Source organism: Pusillimonas sp. (assembly GCF_044464525.1).
GTDB lineage: Bacteria > Pseudomonadota > Gammaproteobacteria > Burkholderiales > Burkholderiaceae_B > Pusillimonas.
This window is the reverse complement of sequence record NZ_JBIQLE010000003.1, coordinates 1-16,296: the sequence shown is the minus strand read 5'-3', so window position 1 is coordinate 16,296 and position 16,296 is coordinate 1. Positions and strand designations below refer to the sequence as shown.

17 protein-coding genes are annotated in these 16,296 nt (G+C 60.5%); 7 read left to right on the top strand and 10 right to left on the bottom strand.

Going from position 1 to position 16,296, the window contains the following annotated elements; all coding sequences use genetic code 11:
* Positions 1-18: 18 nt before the first annotated feature.
* From ACIY1O_RS02325 to ACIY1O_RS02315, 3 genes are all read left to right on the top strand, one after another.
* On the top strand, positions 19-870 hold the full coding sequence (locus ACIY1O_RS02325; protein ID WP_397473463.1) for a ChbG/HpnK family deacetylase: 852 nt from the start codon (positions 19-21) through the stop codon (positions 868-870).
* A 15-nt stretch (positions 871-885) separates the two neighbouring features.
* Entirely contained in the window at positions 886-1,227 is a 342-nt protein-coding gene (locus ACIY1O_RS02320) for a protein tyrosine phosphatase family protein (RefSeq protein WP_397473462.1), read from the top strand.
* A 142-nt stretch (positions 1,228-1,369) separates the two neighbouring features.
* Entirely contained in the window at positions 1,370-1,834 is a 465-nt protein-coding gene (locus ACIY1O_RS02315; RefSeq protein ID WP_397473461.1) for a universal stress protein, read from the top strand.
* Positions 1,835-1,914: 80 nt separating this feature from the next.
* Here the strand turns inward: ACIY1O_RS02315 and ACIY1O_RS02310 are convergent, their stop codons facing one another.
* From ACIY1O_RS02310 to ACIY1O_RS02290, 5 genes are read right to left on the bottom strand one after another with little or no spacing between them, the layout of a single operon-like run.
* Positions 1,915-2,169 (bottom strand): formate dehydrogenase subunit delta, encoded by a 255-nt coding sequence (locus tag ACIY1O_RS02310; protein WP_397473460.1) that lies wholly within the window; start codon positions 2,167-2,169, stop codon positions 1,915-1,917.
* 8 nt (positions 2,170-2,177) lie between these two features.
* Positions 2,178-3,035, bottom strand: a complete 858-nt coding sequence (fdhD, locus tag ACIY1O_RS02305) for a formate dehydrogenase accessory sulfurtransferase FdhD (protein ID WP_397473459.1) — start codon at positions 3,033-3,035, stop codon at positions 2,178-2,180.
* A 10-nt stretch (positions 3,036-3,045) separates the two neighbouring features.
* On the bottom strand, positions 3,046-5,964 hold the full coding sequence (gene fdhF, locus ACIY1O_RS02300) for a formate dehydrogenase subunit alpha (protein WP_397473458.1): 2,919 nt from the start codon (positions 5,962-5,964) through the stop codon (positions 3,046-3,048).
* Between the two features lie 15 nt (positions 5,965-5,979).
* Positions 5,980-7,551, bottom strand: a complete 1,572-nt coding sequence (locus tag ACIY1O_RS02295; protein ID WP_397473457.1) for a formate dehydrogenase beta subunit — start codon at positions 7,549-7,551, stop codon at positions 5,980-5,982.
* Positions 7,548-8,045, bottom strand: coding sequence for a formate dehydrogenase subunit gamma (locus ACIY1O_RS02290; protein WP_397473456.1), 498 nt, complete (start codon positions 8,043-8,045; stop codon positions 7,548-7,550). The genes ACIY1O_RS02295 and ACIY1O_RS02290 overlap by 4 nt, the downstream gene beginning before the upstream one ends.
* Before the next feature lie 167 nt (positions 8,046-8,212).
* Here ACIY1O_RS02290 and ACIY1O_RS02285 point away from each other — a divergent pair, with 167 nt between their 5' ends.
* From ACIY1O_RS02285 to mobA, 3 genes are read left to right on the top strand one after another with little or no spacing between them, the layout of a single operon-like run.
* The gene (locus ACIY1O_RS02285) at positions 8,213-9,322 is read left to right on the top strand and encodes a substrate-binding domain-containing protein (RefSeq protein ID WP_397473455.1); all 1,110 of its coding nucleotides are present in this window, start codon (positions 8,213-8,215) and stop codon (positions 9,320-9,322) included.
* Positions 9,323-9,346: 24 nt separating this feature from the next.
* On the top strand, positions 9,347-10,456 hold the full coding sequence (moaA, locus tag ACIY1O_RS02280) for a GTP 3',8-cyclase MoaA (protein WP_397473632.1): 1,110 nt from the start codon (positions 9,347-9,349) through the stop codon (positions 10,454-10,456).
* Between the two features lie 31 nt (positions 10,457-10,487).
* A complete protein-coding gene (mobA, locus tag ACIY1O_RS02275; RefSeq protein WP_397473454.1) occupies positions 10,488-11,111 on the top strand; it encodes a molybdenum cofactor guanylyltransferase MobA in 624 nt (207 codons plus the stop codon).
* Here mobA and ACIY1O_RS02270 read toward each other — a convergent pair.
* Genes ACIY1O_RS02270 through moaC form a run of 5 tightly spaced genes read right to left on the bottom strand, consistent with a single transcriptional unit; the run spans position 11,108 to position 14,059 of the window.
* Positions 11,108-12,313, bottom strand: a complete 1,206-nt coding sequence (locus tag ACIY1O_RS02270) for a molybdopterin molybdotransferase MoeA (protein WP_397473631.1) — start codon at positions 12,311-12,313, stop codon at positions 11,108-11,110. The genes mobA and ACIY1O_RS02270 overlap by 4 nt on opposite strands.
* Before the next feature lie 5 nt (positions 12,314-12,318).
* Positions 12,319-12,858, bottom strand: a complete 540-nt coding sequence (gene moaB / locus ACIY1O_RS02265) for a molybdenum cofactor biosynthesis protein B (RefSeq protein ID WP_397473453.1) — start codon at positions 12,856-12,858, stop codon at positions 12,319-12,321.
* Between the two features lie 10 nt (positions 12,859-12,868).
* Positions 12,869-13,327: a molybdenum cofactor biosynthesis protein MoaE gene (locus tag ACIY1O_RS02260; RefSeq protein WP_397473452.1), complete on the bottom strand. Its 459-nt coding sequence runs from the start codon at positions 13,325-13,327 to the stop codon at positions 12,869-12,871.
* A 2-nt stretch (positions 13,328-13,329) separates the two neighbouring features.
* A complete protein-coding gene (locus ACIY1O_RS02255; RefSeq protein WP_397473451.1) occupies positions 13,330-13,581 on the bottom strand; it encodes a MoaD/ThiS family protein in 252 nt (83 codons plus the stop codon).
* Positions 13,562-14,059, bottom strand: a complete 498-nt coding sequence (moaC, locus tag ACIY1O_RS02250) for a cyclic pyranopterin monophosphate synthase MoaC (RefSeq protein WP_397473450.1) — start codon at positions 14,057-14,059, stop codon at positions 13,562-13,564. Before moaC ends, ACIY1O_RS02255 begins: the two co-directional genes overlap by 20 nt.
* Before the next feature lie 351 nt (positions 14,060-14,410).
* Here moaC and ACIY1O_RS02245 point away from each other — a divergent pair, with 351 nt between their 5' ends.
* A complete protein-coding gene (locus tag ACIY1O_RS02245; RefSeq protein ID WP_397473449.1) occupies positions 14,411-16,171 on the top strand; it encodes an arylsulfatase in 1,761 nt (586 codons plus the stop codon).
* Positions 16,172-16,296 lie beyond the last annotated feature (125 nt).

Genomic DNA, 16,296 nt, shown 5'->3' with positions numbered 1-16,296 from the left:
TTTTTCAGAAGAGGGGTTGTGAACGTAGATAGCCAGACCAAGAGCGTGGTGTTTTGCGCCGACGACTTTGGCATGAACCCGGCCGTCGACACAGGCATCATACGCCTGGCCCGGCAGGGACGCCTTAGCGCCGCCAGTTGCCTGACGCAAGGGCCGACATTCTCGGCTCATGCGCTTGAGCTTGCCAAGACGGGCGTGCAGCTTGGTTTGCACTTGAACTTCACCGAACCGCTCGGGCGTGCCTGCATGCGAACCTCGTCGGACAAAACGCAGGAATTGTACCTGCCCTTGCCCCAGTTGATCCGTCGCGCCTATTTGCGCCGGCTCGACCGCAATACGCTGCGAGCGCAGATCCAGAACCAGCTTGACAGTTTCGAGGAGGTATTCAATCGGCCTCCCCATTTTGTCGATGGTCACCAGCACATTCATCAACTGCCCGTTATCCGCGACGTCCTGCTCGACACACTTTTGCAGCGCTATCGCAATATTAGGCCGCCATGGCTGCGCGGTACGCATGCCATACCTCTGAGGGGCCCGGCGGCGGCGTATCGCACCAAGGCGCTGATCATCCAGGCGCTTGGCGCTGGTGTGCTGGCGCGCGGCGCCCGCAAGGCAGGGTTCAGCTTGAATGCAAGGTTCGCGGGAGTGTATGATTTTCAAGGCGGCGAGACCGCTTATCGCGACTTGCTTGCGGCGTGGTTGCGCCAGATCGGCGACAGGGATGTATTCATGTGTCATCCGGCCGCCCACGTCGACAAGGCCGACCCTCTTGGCCCGCAACGTCTTGCTGAATTCAATGTGCTTTCCGGAGACGAGATGGGGCGTTGGCTGCAAGAACATAAAATCCAGCCCTTGCTGGACGCGTTTTAATTTTGGAGAAACATTGTGGCTACTCCCATCAACCCCTTAAGCGCCGACTTTGCCGTGGCGCCTCAGCTTACGCCCGAAGATATGCGCGCCGTCGCCGAGGCAGGGTATAAAAGCGTCATCATCAATCGGCCCGACTACGAAGGTGGTGTCGAGCAGCCCACTTCGGCCGATGTTATTGCCGCGGCCCAAGCCGCCGGGCTGCGGGTGGAATATCAGCCCGTTGTCAGCGGCGCCATGACGCAGCAAGACGTCGAGCGCTTTGGGCAATTGCTCGATACACTGCCTGCACCGGTATTGGCCTACTGCCGCAGCGGTACGCGTTGTACCCATTTGTATCAGGCATCGAAAGGCCGTTAGCCGTGTCCGATGCCGACGCACGATCATGCGGGCTATTGATCAGACGCAAACATCCGCGTTTTCACCGGTATGTTTTTAGTTGGGTTATGGCTAGGATAGAGGCATAGCTAATGGAAGCATCCTTCAATCCACGGGAACCGCAATGTTTAAAAAGATATTAATCCCCACCGATGGTTCGTCACTCGCAGCCCAGGCTGCCAACAAAGGCGTTTGCCTGGCGCGCCAAATAGGTGCTGAAGTCGTCGCCTTGTATGTTACGCAGCCTTTTGCTGCAACGGTCGGCTTCGATGGAATGGCCGCCGCTTATGCCATTACCGACGAAGACTACGAAAAAACAGCGGCTCAGCAAGCGCAAAAATATCTGCAGGCGGTTCTCGATCGCGCATCCACGGCGGGCGTAACGGCTACATCTCAAACTGTGTCCAGCTTTAATGTGGCCGATGGAATCGTGCAAGCGTCCACCGACAACAATTGCGATCTGATCTTCATCGGCAGCCACGGCCGCACGGGCTTATCGCGCCTGCTGCTGGGCAGCGTTACAGTCAAGGTGCTGGGCCTGGCTCGCACGGCGGTGCTGGTCTATCGTGTCAAAGACCCAGTCGAATAGTGTGCGGTTGATTAGTACACGGGCGGCTAAATAGCCGCCCTTTTTTATATGCCCAAGGTGATATTCAGCGGCCGGTGTCTTCAGTGGACTTTGGGAGCGAGAAGTTCGCGGTGGCTGACGATGGCTTGCTTGACGATATCGCTAAGCTGGGCTTCTTGGCCGCGGCCATCGGGGTGTTCCGCCAAAAAATCCAGCATGGCGGTACGCATGCGGGGTTCCCAAAATTTTTTGATGTGGTCGGCGATGCCGTCCAGTCCTTCCTGGCGATCTGGCATGGCCTCGAAGAAGTCGCCGATGCTATTGGCCATCTTTATGAGGTGGTCGATGTTGTTCAAGGCTATACCTATATTGATTCGTAAGGGATCAGGAATTCGGGGTGCGAGTAAACGGTGAACACATCCTTGCGCGCGAAGCCGGCCAGCAGCACGTTAAGCTCGTTGGCCATTTGCACCGCGTAGGAAGTGGGCGCCGACACCGCCACTACGGCCGACATGCCCGCCGCCGCTGCTTTTTGCACCATTTCGAAACTGGCGCGGCTTGAGATGACGGCGAAGCCATCAGAAGTATCCTGGCCTTTTTGCAGCAAATGGCCAATGAGCTTGTCCAGCGCATTGTGGCGCCCGACGTCTTCGCGTACCGCTTGTATCTCGCCTTGCATATTTGCCCAGCCGGCGGCGTGTGTTGCGCCGGTTTCCAGATGCAGCGGCTGCAGTTCGCGCAACGCCTCGGTGGCGGCGGCAATAGCTTGCGCCTTGAGGAAGGCGGGCCGTTCGGGTAGCGCAGGCAGCGTACGCTGCACTTCGTCCAGGCTTTCGAGACCGCACAGGCCGCAGCCCGTGCGCCCCGCCAGGTTGCGGCGACGAAGCTTGAGTTGATTCAAGCAGGCGCCGGCGATGGTTAGCTGAACCACGATGCCTTTGTCGCGTGCCTCGAGCTCGACGTCGTAGATGTCGCGAGCCGAGCGCACGATTCCCTCGGTATACGAAAACCCGTAAGCGAAGTCTTCGAGGTTGCAGGGCGTGGCCAGCACTGTCGCATGCGCGATTCCGTTGTATTCGAGCGCAATGGGTATTTCGCGTGCGAGCTGGTCGGGCTCGGGTGCATAGGACACCCCGGGCCGTTGCCTATGCACAGTATGAGCCGCATGCCCCGCCTGTTCATCCGGCGGGGCCGCGTCCAGTTTCGGATGAGCGGATTGCATGGCTGACAGTCTACAGTTGTTCGACTGTTGCGTTTTCGTGTTTTATGCCGGCCCCGCCTTCGGCAGGGCTTTCACCTTCGCGTAAACGGTCGCGCAGCAGCTTTTGCTGCACGTCGCTGAAACGCGACCATCCCGCCTGCCAGTCGGAGGGCTGGGTGACCAGCCTTGCCTGCACCGCCGTTACCTTATATTCGGGACAGTTGGTGGCCCAGTCGGAGTTGTCGGTGGTTACCACGTTGGCGCCCGACTCGGGGAAGTGGAAGGTGGTATAGACCACGCCCGGCTGCACCCTTTCGGTGATGTCGGCGCGCAGCACGGTTTCGCCGACCCGGCTTTGCACGGCCACCCAGTCGCCTTGCGAAATACCGCGATCTTCGGCGTCTTGAGGGTGGATCTCGAGTACGTCTTCGTTGTGCCACAGGCTATTGGCAGTGCGCCGTGTCTGGGCGCCCACGTTGTATTGAGACAGAATGCGGCCGGTGGTAAGAAGCAAGGGATACTTGCGCGTGCTGCGCTCGTCGCTGGGCACGTATTTGGTGACCATGAACCTGCCCTTGCCGCGCACGAACTCATCGACGTGCATGGTGGGAGTGCCGTCGGGGGCTTCTTCGTTGCAGGGCCACTGCACGCTGCCGCCCAGTTCGTCGATCTTGTCGAACGACACGCCGTGGAAGGTGGGGGTAAGGCGAGCGATTTCGTCCATGATCTCGCTGGGATGCTTGTAATGCATGGGATAGCCCATGGCCGTGGCTAGTGAGCAGGTGGCTTCCCAGTCGCCCATGCCGCCCAGGGGTTCCATGACCTTGCGTACGCGCGACACGCGGCGTTCGGCGTTGGTGAAGGTGCCGTCTTTTTCAAGGAAGCTGGAACCGGGCAGGAAAACGTGGGCGTATTTGGCGGTTTCGTTCAGGAAGATGTCTTGGACAATAACGCATTCCATGGCCGAAAGCGCCGCCGCCACATGTTGCGTGTTGGGATCGGATTGGGCGATATCTTCGCCTTGGCAATACAGGCCCTTGAATGAACCGCTAAGGGCTGCGTCGAACATGTTGGGAATGCGCAGGCCGGGCTCGGCTTGCAGGGTTACGCCCCAGTCGCGCTCGAAATCGCCGCGTACGGCATCGTCGCTTACGTGGCGATAGCCGGGCAGCTCGTGCGGGAAAGAGCCCATGTCGCAAGACCCTTGCACGTTGTTCTGGCCGCGCAACGGGTTGACGCCCACGCCTTCGCGGCCAAGGTTGCCGGTGGCCATGGCAAGGTTGGCGATGGCCATCACGGTAGTCGAGCCTTGGCTGTGCTCGGTAACGCCCAGGCCATAGTAGATTGAGCCATTGCCTTGGGTGGCGAACAGACGTGCCGCGCCGCGTACGTCGGCGGCGGGCACGCCGGTAATTTCAGCCGTGGCTTCGGGCGAGTTTTCAGGTTGCGAGACGAAATCACGCCATTGTTCGAAGGCCGGCAGTTCGCAGCGTTCGGCAACGAAGGCTTCGTCGATCAGGCCTTCGGTGGCAATGACGTGCGCCATGGCGGTAAGCAGCGCCGTGTTGGTGCCGGGAAGCACCGGAAGGTGGTAGTCGGCCTTGACGTGGGGTGAGTCGACCAGTTCGATGCTGCGCGGGTCGATCACGATAAGCTTGGCGCCTTCGCGCAGGCGACGCTTGAGTCGCGATGCGAATACCGGATGAGCCGCGCTGGGGTTGGCGCCCATGATAATGATCACATCGGTGAACATGACCGAATCGAACGTTTGGGTGCCGGCCGACTCGCCCATGGTGGTCTTGAGGCCGTAGCCCGTGGGCGAGTGGCAGACGCGCGCGCAGGTATCGACGTTATTGGTTCCGAAGGCGGCACGCACCAGCTTTTGCACCAGATAGGTTTCTTCGTTGGTGCAACGTGATGATGTAAGCCCGCCGATGGAGTTCTGGCCGTATTTGGCCTGGATGCGCTTGAGTTCTGAAGCGGCGTGCCCGATGGCTTCATCCCAACTGACTTCGCGCCAGGGGTCTTGAATGCTGGCCCGGATCATGGGCTTGGTGATGCGATCTTGGTGGGTGGCATAGCCCCAGGCGAAACGGCCTTTAACGCAAGAGTGACCGCGGTTGGCCTGGCCGTCTTTCCAGGGAACCATGCGCACGACCTGGTCGCCTTTCATTTCGGCCTTGAAGGCGCAACCCACACCGCAGTAGGCACAGGTGGTGATGACGGAATGCTCGGGCTGGCCCATCTCGACGACCGTTTTTTCGATCAGGGTGGAGGTGGGGCAGGCCTGTACGCAGGCCCCGCAGGAAACGCAGTCGCTGTCCAGGAAAGAGTCGTTCTGCCCCGCAGCGACGCGCGAGTCGAAGCCGCGGCCGACAATGGTAAGTGCGAATGTGCCCTGAACCTCGTCGCAGGCGCGCACACAGCGGCTGCATACTATGCACTTGGACGGGTCATAATCGAAATACGGATTGGAGCTATCGGTAGCGTCATCGAGGTGATTGGCGCCTTCGAAGCCATAGCGCACGTTGCGCAGGCCGACAACGCCGGCCATGTCTTGCAGCTCGCAATCGCCGTTGGCCGGACAGGTGAGGCAGTCGAGCGGGTGGTCGGAGATGTAGAGCTCCATGACGTTGCGGCGCAGATCATGGAGCTTGGGCGTTTCGGTACGGATGACCATGCCGGGCTCGACAGGCGTGGTGCACGAGGCTGGATAGCCGCGCCGACCTTCGATCTCGACCAGGCAAAGCCGGCACGAGCCAAAGGCCTCGAGGCTGTCGGTAGCGCACAGCTTGGGAATGTTGATGCCGGCGATGGCGGCCGCCCGCATTACCGAAGTGCCCTCGGGCACGGTGCACTCGACGCCGTCGATGGTAAGGGCGACGGTTTCGGTATTGAGTGACGGCGGGGTGCCGAAGTCACGTTCGCGTTGGACGATGGTTTCTAGCATGTTGGGCTCCGGATGTCAGACGGCGCTGGCGGCCGGTTGTGAAGACTCGGATGGGCCGAAATCTTCTGGGAAATGTTCGAGCGCGGACAAGACCGGGTATGGGGTCATTCCGCCCAGGGCGCACAGCGAGCCGCCCAGCATGGTGTCGCACAGGTCGCGCAGCAGATGCACCTGCTGCTCGCGTTGTTCGCCCGACCGAATTTTTGCAATAACCTCGACGCCGCGTGTAGAGCCGATGCGACAGGGCGTGCACTTGCCGCACGATTCGATGGCACAGAATTCCATGGCGTATTGAGCCATTTTAGACATGTCGACGGTGTCGTCAAATGCCACCAGGCCCCCGTGGCCGACCATGGCCGAGATGCCGATATAGGCTTCGTAGTCGATGGGGGTGTCCCATTGGGACTCGGGCAGATAGGCGCCCAGCGGCCCGCCGACCTGTACGGCTCGCAGGGGCCGGCCGGATGCGCTTCCGCCGCCGTAGTCGTACAGCAATTCGCGCAAGGTAAGGCCGAAGGCGCGTTCGACCAGGCCGCCTTGCTTGATGTTGCCCGCAAGCTGGAAGGGCAGGGTGCCCTTGGAGCGGCCCATGCCGTAGTCGCGGTAATAGGCGCCGCCTTTGGCCATGATGATGGGTACGGTGGCCAGCGAGATGACGTTGTTGATGACGGTGGGCTGGCCGAACAGGCCCTTTATGGCGGGCAGCGGCGGTTTGGGGCGTACCTCGCCGCGTTTGCCCTCGAGGCTTTCAAGCATGGAGGTTTCTTCGCCGCAGATGTAGGCGCCGGCGCCGACGCGCACTTCCATGTCGAAGGCCCGCCCGGTGCCGGCGATATCGTGGCCCAGCCACCCGGCAGCGCGTGCGTTGTCGATGGCCGCGTTCAGCGTGGCGATCGCATCGGGGTATTCGGAACGCACGTAGATATAGCCGTACGTGGCGCCCACCGCCAGGCCGGCGATGGTCATGCCCTCGATGAGGGTGTAGGGGTCGCCTTCCATGATCATGCGATCAGAGAAAGTGCCTGAATCGCCTTCATCGGCGTTACAGGCAATGTACTTTTGCTCGGCCGGCGTGGTAAGCACCGTCTTCCATTTGATGCCGGTGGGGAAGGCCGCACCGCCGCGGCCGCGCAGGCCCGACTCGGTGACTTCATCGACGATGGCTTCGGGGCTCATGGAGGCGGCCCGCTTGAGCCCGGCAAGGCCGCCGTGCGCCTGGTAGTCGCTGAGGCTGAGCGGGTCGGTGATGCCCACGCGCGCAAAGGTAAGGCGTTGCTGGTTCTTGAGATAGGGAATTTCTTCGGTTGGGCCGTGGCCCAGCGCGTGCAAACCGCCTTGCAACCAGTTGGCATCGAACAGGCCCGGAACGTCTTGGGCTTCAACAGGGCCGTAGGCAACCCGGCCTTGCGGGGTTTGGACCTCGACCATGGGTTCCAGCCAGAGCAGGCCGCGTGAACCGTTGCGCACGATGTGGACGGCCTGGCCACGCGCCGACGCTTCCCGCTCGATGGCTTGGACAACATCATTGGCCCCGACCGCCAGCGCGGCCGAGTCGCGCGGTACAAAGATTTTGACGGTATTGCTCATGGCCGGGCTCCTTCGCCAAGAAGCTGGTCCAGCTTGGCGGGCGTGACGCGGGCGTGGGGGCGGCCATTGACCATGACGGCGGGAGACTGCGCACAGAGGCCCAGGCAGTAGACGGGCTCGAGCGATACCTGGCCGTCGACGCTGGTGCCATGAAAGCCGCAACCCAGCTTTTCTTGGGCATGGGCGGCGAGTTGCTCGCCGCCCATGGCCTGACAGGACTCGGCACGACAGACTTCGAGCACAAGGCCGGCAGGTGGAGTCTGCCGAAAATGGGGGTAAAAGCTGATGACGCCGTGCACTTCGGCCCGCGATAGTTGCAGCGCTTTGGCGATGACGGGCACGGCAGACTCGGGGATATGGCCCAGCGCGTGCTGGACGTCGTGCAAGATGGGCAATAAATTGCCCTTTTGCCCGGCATGTCGGTGCAGAGCCTGCTGGGTAGATTGCAGCACCGCGTCTTCAGAAAGCGGGGCCTGGTGCGACGGCGTGTTCATTGGGGTCCTTGGCGAAGCTTGGTCTATTGCCACGGCCGGATGCCCGGTTGGGTTGGCCAGCGTGACATATAAAGGTCATGTGCTTTATTATGAGTAGAAATGCATAATAACGGTAGCGTACATATATTAATCTACTAGGTATAAAGCACGCTTTCAATAGGCAAAGAATGACATATAAGTTCCAGGCTCGCCTTAATTCAGAGTGGGTGCTCGAAAAGCCCAGCGGGGCGGTTTTTGCCCTTGGGGAAATTCTGCGGCTGCTGGCCGCCATCGATGCCGTCGGCCACATCGCCGGCGCCTGCCGCTCTTGCCAGATTTCATACCGGCATGCCTGGGGGTTGCTGCGCAATGCCGAGAAAGAGTTCGGCATGCCTTTGCTTGAAACCAGCCGCCGCCAGGGCAGCAAGCTCACCGATTTCGCTCGCCATCTTCTGTGGGCCAATCGCCGTATGGATGCCCGTCTCACGCCCATGCTTGAAAGCATGGCGTCCGAGCTTCAAGAAGAACTCGAGGGTCTATACCCGGAAAGCCGGCCCCGCCTTCGTCTGCACGCCAGCCATGGCTTTGCGGTCGAGGGCTTGATGCAGATGGCCAACGACCAAGAGCTTTCTCCGATCGAGCTGCGCTATCGCACGGCGCTTGAAGCCTTGGCCTCTCTTAATCGGGGCGAGTGCGATCTGGCGGGGTTTCAGGTGCCGGCGGGCGAATTTGAGCAGCCCATCTTGCGCCATTACAGTGATTGGCTCGACGATGACAAGCATTGCCTCATCTATCTGTCTCAGCGTGAAACGGGCATGTTCGTTCAGCCCGGCAACCCCAAACAGGTGCACACGGTGGCCGATCTGGTCAAACCGGGCGTCCGTTTCGTCAATAGGCAGGTGGGCTCCAGCACCCGTTTGCTGGTCGGGTTGATGCTCGAGCGTCTGGGCATAGACACCCGGCGCATCCAGGGCTTTGACAGCAGCGAGTTCACCCATATGGCCATTGCCGCCCATATCGCCAGCGGCATGGCCGATGTCGGCATAGGCGTCGAGACGGCCGCCTGGCGATGCGGGCTCGATTTCATACCCTTGGCTAAAGAGCGCTACTTCTTTGCTGTACAACGCGATTCCCTCGACAGCACGCTTATGCAGCAGCTGCTGGGCCTGCTGGGCAGCAAGCCGTATCACGACTATGTGGGCCAGCTTGTCGGCTACGATGCCGCCGATATCGGCAAGGTATTCAGCTTGCAGCAGGCGTTTGGCCCGGCATTGAGCCGCGCGGCCTCCCGTGTCTAAGCAAAAACGATTACCATGAACACCGTGAGCAAAGTAATTTATCTGAACCCGGAACCTTCGGGTCATCCGCTTGAGTCGAACGATGCTCCTTTCAAAGGAGGGGCGCTGCTCGACTTGCGCCGGCGGCCGCTGCAAGATCTTCGCATCTCGGTCACCGACCGATGCAATTTTCGATGTACTTACTGCATGCCGCGCGAAGTCTTTGGCAGCGACTACGAATTCATGCCCCACGCGTCGTTGCTTAGCTTCGAAGAAATTGCGCGTGTGGCCGGCATTGCGGTGGGTCTGGGGGTACGCAAGATACGCCTTACCGGCGGCGAGCCCCTGCTGCGCAAGCACCTTGAAAACCTCGTCGCTCTGCTGGCCCGGTTGCGTACGCCCGAGGGCGAACCGGTTGATCTTACGCTTACCACCAATGGCACCTTGCTGGCTAAAAAAGCCCAGGCACTGAAAGATGCCGGCCTTGAGCGCGTTACCGTCAGCCTTGATGCCCTGGACGACGCCATGTTCGAGCGCATGAGCGACAGCAAAGTCAGCGTGGCCACTGTGCTCGAGGGTATCGAAGAGGCTGCCCGGGTAGGGCTGGCTCCGGTCAAGGTCAATATGGTGGTGCGCAAGGGCCTTAACGATGGGCAAATATTGCCCATGGCCCGGCAATTTCGCAATTCCGGCCATATCTTGCGTTTCATCGAGTACATGGACGTCGGTTCCACTAATGGCTGGAATCTCGACGAGGTGCTTACCGGCAAGCAAATCCTGGATCACATCAACCGCGAATACCCGCTCGAGCCCGTCGACGCACATTATCGCGGCGAAGTGGCCGCGCGTTGGCGCTATGCCGACGGCGGCGGGGAAATCGGTGTCATCACCAGCGTTTCTCGTCCGTTTTGCGGCGATTGCAGCCGGGCGCGGCTGTCTCCCGAAGGGCGCATTTTTCTGTGCCTGTTTGCCGACGCCGGCCATGACCTTCGCTCTTTGCTGCGCGGCGGGGCCGATGACGAGCGCATCCGTAACCGGCTGGCCGCCATCTGGCATGGCCGTGACGACCATTACTCCGAACTGCGCGGTCAAGAAACCGATCATGGCGCCCTGAAACGTCGCGAGAAGGTCGAGATGAGCTACATCGGCGGATGACGCCAACCCAAGCGCTTACTACGGCCTGCCTATGATTAAGCGTGAAGATATCGACGGATTGATATTGGCGGGCGGCCGGTCGCGGCGTATGCGCGCCGAAAGCGGCCCAGAAGTTGACAAGGGGCTGCTCGAACTTGATGGCGCTTTGCTGGTACAGCGGGCGGCAAGGTTTTTGGAGCCTGTCGTCAGCACAGTCTACGTCAGCGCCAATCGCAGTCCGGATATCTATGGCCGGTACGGGCGCTGCATTCCCGATGACCCCATCTTCGGCGGCGACGCCGGCCCTTTGGCCGGGGTGGCCAGCGTCATGGCCGTCTCTCGTCGGCGCTGGCTGTTGGTGTCACCGGTGGACGTTCCACGGCCCCCTTCCGACCTTCCACAGCGGCTTGCCCAGGCGGTGGCCGGCGGCGCACCGCTGGCTTACGCCTTCGCGGGGGGGCGTGCGCATCCGCTCTGCATGTTGGCAAGCCGGGAACTATCAGAAGACCTGCGAGCCTATTTGCTGCGCGGCGGACGCAAAGTGCTCGACTGGCATGAACGCCATGGCGCTGTGCCGGTGGATTTCGGCGACGACGCTGCGCTGTTCAGCAACATCAATACGCCCGCCGATTGGCAGGCGGCGGGCGGCAAGCCCGCAGTCGATGGAAAGGCTTAAGCCAGCCAGTGGGCCCAGCTATAAAAGGGTACCAGGTCGCCGGCGCCAAATTGCTTGCCGGCCGGAATGCGCGCCAGTCCGTCGGACCACGGCAAAGAGCTGACCACGCCCGAGCCCTGTCGGTCGAACACGCTTAGTCGGGTGTCGCCGTTGCTGTTTCGGTCGGCCCGGACGCGAATGAATTCGTCGCGAATGTCATTGAAGGGCGCTTGGGAGTCCAGCCTGGCATATTCGACGGGCGGCAAGCATTGTTCGCGGCCTTGCATCCGGCGTACCACCGGAGAGACCAGCAAGGCGAACACGGCAAAGGCCGACACCGGGTTCCCCGGGAGGCAGACGATGGGCTTGCCCTGCGCATGAGCGAGTGCGACCGGCTTGCCTGGCTTCATTCTGACGCGCCACAGATCAAGCGTGCCGCCCGCCTTTTCAATGGCGGGCTTGATCAGGTCTTTTTCACCGACCGAGACGCCTCCTACGCTAATGATGAGGTCGCAGTCGGCGATCAGCTTGCTTAAGGCCTGCTGGGTGGCTTCAAGCGTGTCCGGCGCATGCAGGACATGGGTCGCTTCGGCGCCCAGGCCTTCGATGAGGGCCGCAAGCATGGGGCCGTTGGAGTTGTAGATTTGCGCTGCCTGCAAGGGTTTGCCGGGCTCGATCAGTTCATCGCCGGTGGTCAGGACACCGACCTTAAGGCGTTGGAAGACAGGCGCCTGCGCATGGCCCTGGGTGGCCAGCAGGGCGACCTGAGCAGCGCCGATATGGTCGCCCGCCGAAAGCAGTACGCTGCCCTGGCGGATGTCTTCACCGCGCTTGCGAATATTTTTACCCAGCGCCGGCAGTTCATTGATGGTTAAAACGTTGTCGGTTTCAGTGCAATCTTCTTGCATGATCACCGTGTCGGCGCCTTCCGGAATGACACTGCCGGTAAACAGGCGAATGCATTGGCCGGATAGCAGTGGCTGTGGCTGTTCGCCCGCGAAGCATCTTTGCTGCACCGGCAAGCCGCGTCCAGGTTGGTAGTCGGCAAACCGAATCGCATAGCCGTCCATGGCGCTGTTGTCCGCCGGAGGCATGTCCAAATCGGCCTTCAGGGTACGCGCCAGTATGCGGCCTTGCGCCTTGTGCAAAGGAACATCATCAATGTGCTCGAGGGGTTTGCCGGCTTCGAGGAGCTGGGCCTGGGCGACGTCAAAATCTAGCATATCGTTCAAAAAGGAAGCGTATCGGCAATATTTGCGTAATGTGTGGCGAAGTTGCACGGTCGATGCGTGCTGTCGAGCTGTTCCTGGATAATTCCCTTCCACGCGGTCTTGCACGCGTTGGTAGAGCCGGGCACACAGAAAATGAGGGTGTTGTTGGCTACGCCGGCGAAGGCGTCGGATTGCAAGGAAGACGTGCCGATTTCAAGGTAGGAAAGATGCCGGAAAAGCTCGCCGAAACCGGCCAAGGTGGTGTCGAGCAGCGGGGTGATCGCCTCGCCGGTGGCTTTCTGGTGCGAGAAGCCCGTGCCGCCGTTGGTGATGACGACCTGGATTTCAGGGTCGGCGATCCAGTCGCTGAGAATCTTGCGCAGTTCGTATTTGTTGCCTGAGGATAAGCCGCGCCGTATGCAGCGATGTCCGGCCGAGGCAAGGCTTTCAGCCAGATAATCACCGGAAGTGTCGGTTTCTGCAGTACGCGAATCAGAGATGGTCAGCACAGCGCAATTCAGCGCCAGAAGGGGGGAATTCGGATCGGCTTTGCTCATTGTTGTCTCGTTATGGTTGATTCCATTGCTCGGTTTTTTTGGCGTCGGCATTGTCTTGCTGCACCCAGAAGCGCTCGCCGTCGGCAAGGGTTTCACGTTTCCAGAACGGGGCACGGGTCTTGAGCGCATCTATGACGTATTCGCAGGCCAGAAAGGCCTGGCCCCGATGGGCGCCGGCCACAGCCACGAAGACAATCTGGTCTTTCAAGTGAAGCTCGCCATGGCGATGTACGACGACTATTTCGGTAACGTCCCAGCGTGACAGGGCTGTCTCGCGGATTTCTTCAAGCTCGCGTTCGCACATGCCCGGGTAGTGCTCGAGGTATAGGCTTTTTGTGGCTTTGCCAGGGGCATAGTCGCGCACATAGCCCGTAAAGGTGACCAGTGCGCCGGCCTCGCCCGCCGTGCGCTCGCGAAGCCCGGCCACCAAGGCGGCAGAGTCGAAATCCTGGGGTTGCACAACGACCATGGCTAGCCTCCAGTTACCGGCTCGAACACGGCCACTTCGTCGCCCGGCTGGATAATGACGTCGGGCCGCGCGTGAAATTGGTTGACGGCCAGCTTCAGCCGCCGCGTTGGCGCAAGCTGCGGATAGCGTTGCTCGAGCCGGCTCAACCAATCAGTACCGCTGATGGGGCCTTCGATTTCCCAGGATTCCTGGCGCGTTTGGGTCAGCTCGGCTATCTGCGCGAAATATAGAACGTTAATCGCTATGCCACTCACCGCTTTTACCTCCGGATTTATGTTTGAGCCGGACATCCTCGATGACGATGCCCTTGTCGGCGGCCTTGCACATATCGTAGATGGTTAGCGCCGCCACGCTGCACGCGGTCATGGCCTCCATTTCGACTCCGGTTTTGTAGTCGGTGCGGCAGGTGGCCCGGACCGTGACGGCATGGTGTTCGTCTTCGGGGAAGAACTCTACCCCAGCGAAGCTGAGCGGCAGGCTGTGGCATAAAGGAATAAGTTCAGCGCAGCGCTTGGCGGCCAGGACGCCGGCCACGCGTGCCGTGTTGAGGACTTCTCCTTTGCTGTTGTCGCGCGCCGTAAGCAGGCGATAGGCCTCGGGGCTCATTCGAACACGGCATTGAGCCGTGGCGCTGCGCTGGGTTGAGGCTTTGCTGCTGACGTCGACCATGCGGATCTGCCCGCTTTCGTCGAGGTGGCTGAGCGCAGGCTCGGCCGACGGGTTATGGCTCATGTCAATAAGGATAAGACAATAAGAATCGGATTCTTATACTATACGCCATCGCCGCCGAACACCGCGTACGCAGGCCGGCTCGAAACCGGCAATGCCGAAGCAGGGCCAGGTGGGAAAGGGCTCGATTGCCGTGTCCATATGCGATGCGGATTTTGGTGGGCATGCGGGCGTGACGCGTAGCGTACAGATAAAGATGTTAATAAAAGTTTTATAACGCTACAATCCAATACGTCAATTCTCACGTAGCACTCCCTACACCTCGCTCATTACACCTCATTAAGGAGGCGTACCATGTGGAACACGGTGATCAAGGCGGGTCGGCTCGTATGCACCCCCTTCAGCAGTATCCCAATGTGTCTCGCCCTCCTGTTGGCCCTTGGCGCCTGCGGCTCGGGCGGCGGTTCCGACACGGCTCTTGATACGCGTCCCAATATCCTGATGATTGTGATCGACGACGTCGGTTATTCGGATATCGGCGCTTTTGGTTCTGAAATCCGCACTCCCCATATAGATGAACTGGCTCGCGACGGACGGCTGCTTGGCAGCTTTTATTCCGGGGCCGTCTGCGCGCCTTCTAGAGCCATGCTGATATCGGGGGCGGACCATCATCGCGTCGGTGTGGGGATCAATCCCGAGGTTGTCGCCGCGCTTATCGTGCAGGATTTCGCGCCGTTCGGCACACAGTACGGGTTCGACAACCTGCCGGACGAATATCGGGGTTATCTCAGCGATGGCGCGTTGTCGATGCCCGAGCTGTTTCGCGACAGCGGCTATCGCACCATGATGTCCGGAAAATGGCATCTGGCGCAAGAAGTCACCCGCCCCCGCCCGGGCCAGCTCAATCCTTTGCAGCCGCGCCCGGCTTCCTTTCCCGACGCCCGCGGCTTTGAGCAGTCTTTCATGTTGCTGGATTTTGGCGGCTCTCATTTTGCTCCGACGCCCGGCAAGCCAAATCGCTACGATTTGGTCACATACGGCGAGAACGGTAAACTGCTGCGCGCCAATGACCTTCCGCAAGATTATTATTCTTCGGTTTTCTTCACCGACAAACTGCTGGGCTATCTGAAGGCGGACGAAAATACGGAAAAGCGCAAGCCGTTTTTCGCTTATTTATCGTATACCGCAGGCCATTTTCCCTTGCAGGCTCCGCAAGAGGACATCGCCGCTTACGCGGGACATTACGATGACGGCTATCAGGTCATACGCGAAAGGCGCATCCAGCGCCTGAAGGCTCTTGGCCTGATCGCGCCCGATTTTGCGGTATATGAAAGCCCCGATCCACCCGACCCCAACCTGGGCGAAAAGCGCTGGGACCAGCTCGCCGCCGATGAAAAAGCCTACCAGGCCCGGGTCATGGAAATCTATGCGGCCATGCTTACCAATATGGATCGCCAGATAGGCAGGGTGGTCCGGCACTTGAAGGACACGGGCCAGTACGAGAACACGGTGATCCTGCTGCTGTCCGACAACGGCCCCGACGATGGCCGCGAGGCGCCGGAAGGGCCCAACCTGGATAACTCCTATCAAAACCTCGGCAAGCCCGGCTCGGCGGCGGTCTATGGCGCGCGGTGGGCCGAGGTCGGCTCCACGCCATTTCGCATGTGGAAGGGCCGGGCGGGGGCGGAAGGTTCCAACAGTACTCCGGCCATCATCAAGCTGCCCGATGCCTCCAACGCCGGTGTTCCGCTGACGATACCCGTGCACATCACCGATGTGCTGCCCACCCTGTTGCACGCGGCGGGCATTCCCGTTCCCGAAGGCGTTTATCAAGGCAGAGACATCATAGATATAGAAGGGGTATCGCAGTGGGCGGCCTTGCAAGAGCCTTCGCCGCAGCCTGCCTTGCGTCCTCATGGCATGATAGGCGAGGCTCTGGGCATTGCCGCCTATGTGCGGGACGGTCCCTGGAAGCTCAGCCGGCAGCCGGTGGGCGCCAACACTGTAGAGCAAGGTTTCGAGGACATCCCCTGGAACTTGTTCAACATGGACACCGATCGGGGGGAAACCGTGGACCTTGCCGCCAGCCATCCCGACGTCGTCCAGCGGCTTGAAGCCATGTGGCGGGATTACGTCGAGCGCAACAAGGTGCTGTTGCACACCGGCCAACCCTAGGCGCTCAAAGCGCGGCGCGCCATGGTGTAGCCAATGTGTTGGAAGCCTCTTGTTCGAAGTGTTTACGGAGCGCTTTCCAACTTCCATGCAAGGGTTTTCCCGCGCAGCTTCTTCGGAACGTGCTA

What these genes read in the sequence shown, in the direction of transcription:
- ACIY1O_RS02295 (WP_397473457.1), bottom strand. Translation starts at nt 7,551, where the DNA reads ATGAGCAATACCGTCAAAATCTTTGTACCGCGCGACTCGGCCGCGCTG.
- mobA (WP_397473454.1), top strand. Translation starts at nt 10,488, where the DNA reads ATGATTAAGCGTGAAGATATCGACGGATTGATATTGGCGGGCGGCCGG.
- ACIY1O_RS02285 (WP_397473455.1), top strand. Translation starts at nt 8,213, where the DNA reads ATGACATATAAGTTCCAGGCTCGCCTTAATTCAGAGTGGGTGCTCGAA.
- fdhF (WP_397473458.1), bottom strand. Translation starts at nt 5,964, where the DNA reads ATGCTAGAAACCATCGTCCAACGCGAACGTGACTTCGGCACCCCGCCG.
- ACIY1O_RS02245 (WP_397473449.1), top strand. Translation starts at nt 14,411, where the DNA reads ATGTGTCTCGCCCTCCTGTTGGCCCTTGGCGCCTGCGGCTCGGGCGGC.
- fdhD (WP_397473459.1), bottom strand. Translation starts at nt 3,035, where the DNA reads ATGCAATCCGCTCATCCGAAACTGGACGCGGCCCCGCCGGATGAACAG.
- ACIY1O_RS02260 (WP_397473452.1), bottom strand. Translation starts at nt 13,327, where the DNA reads ATGGTCGTTGTGCAACCCCAGGATTTCGACTCTGCCGCCTTGGTGGCC.
- ACIY1O_RS02270 (WP_397473631.1), bottom strand. Translation starts at nt 12,313, where the DNA reads ATGCTAGATTTTGACGTCGCCCAGGCCCAGCTCCTCGAAGCCGGCAAA.
- moaC (WP_397473450.1), bottom strand. Translation starts at nt 14,059, where the DNA reads ATGAGCCATAACCCGTCGGCCGAGCCTGCGCTCAGCCACCTCGACGAA.
- moaB (WP_397473453.1), bottom strand. Translation starts at nt 12,858, where the DNA reads ATGAGCAAAGCCGATCCGAATTCCCCCCTTCTGGCGCTGAATTGCGCT.
- ACIY1O_RS02290 (WP_397473456.1), bottom strand. Translation starts at nt 8,045, where the DNA reads ATGAACACGCCGTCGCACCAGGCCCCGCTTTCTGAAGACGCGGTGCTG.
- ACIY1O_RS02315 (WP_397473461.1), top strand. Translation starts at nt 1,370, where the DNA reads ATGTTTAAAAAGATATTAATCCCCACCGATGGTTCGTCACTCGCAGCC.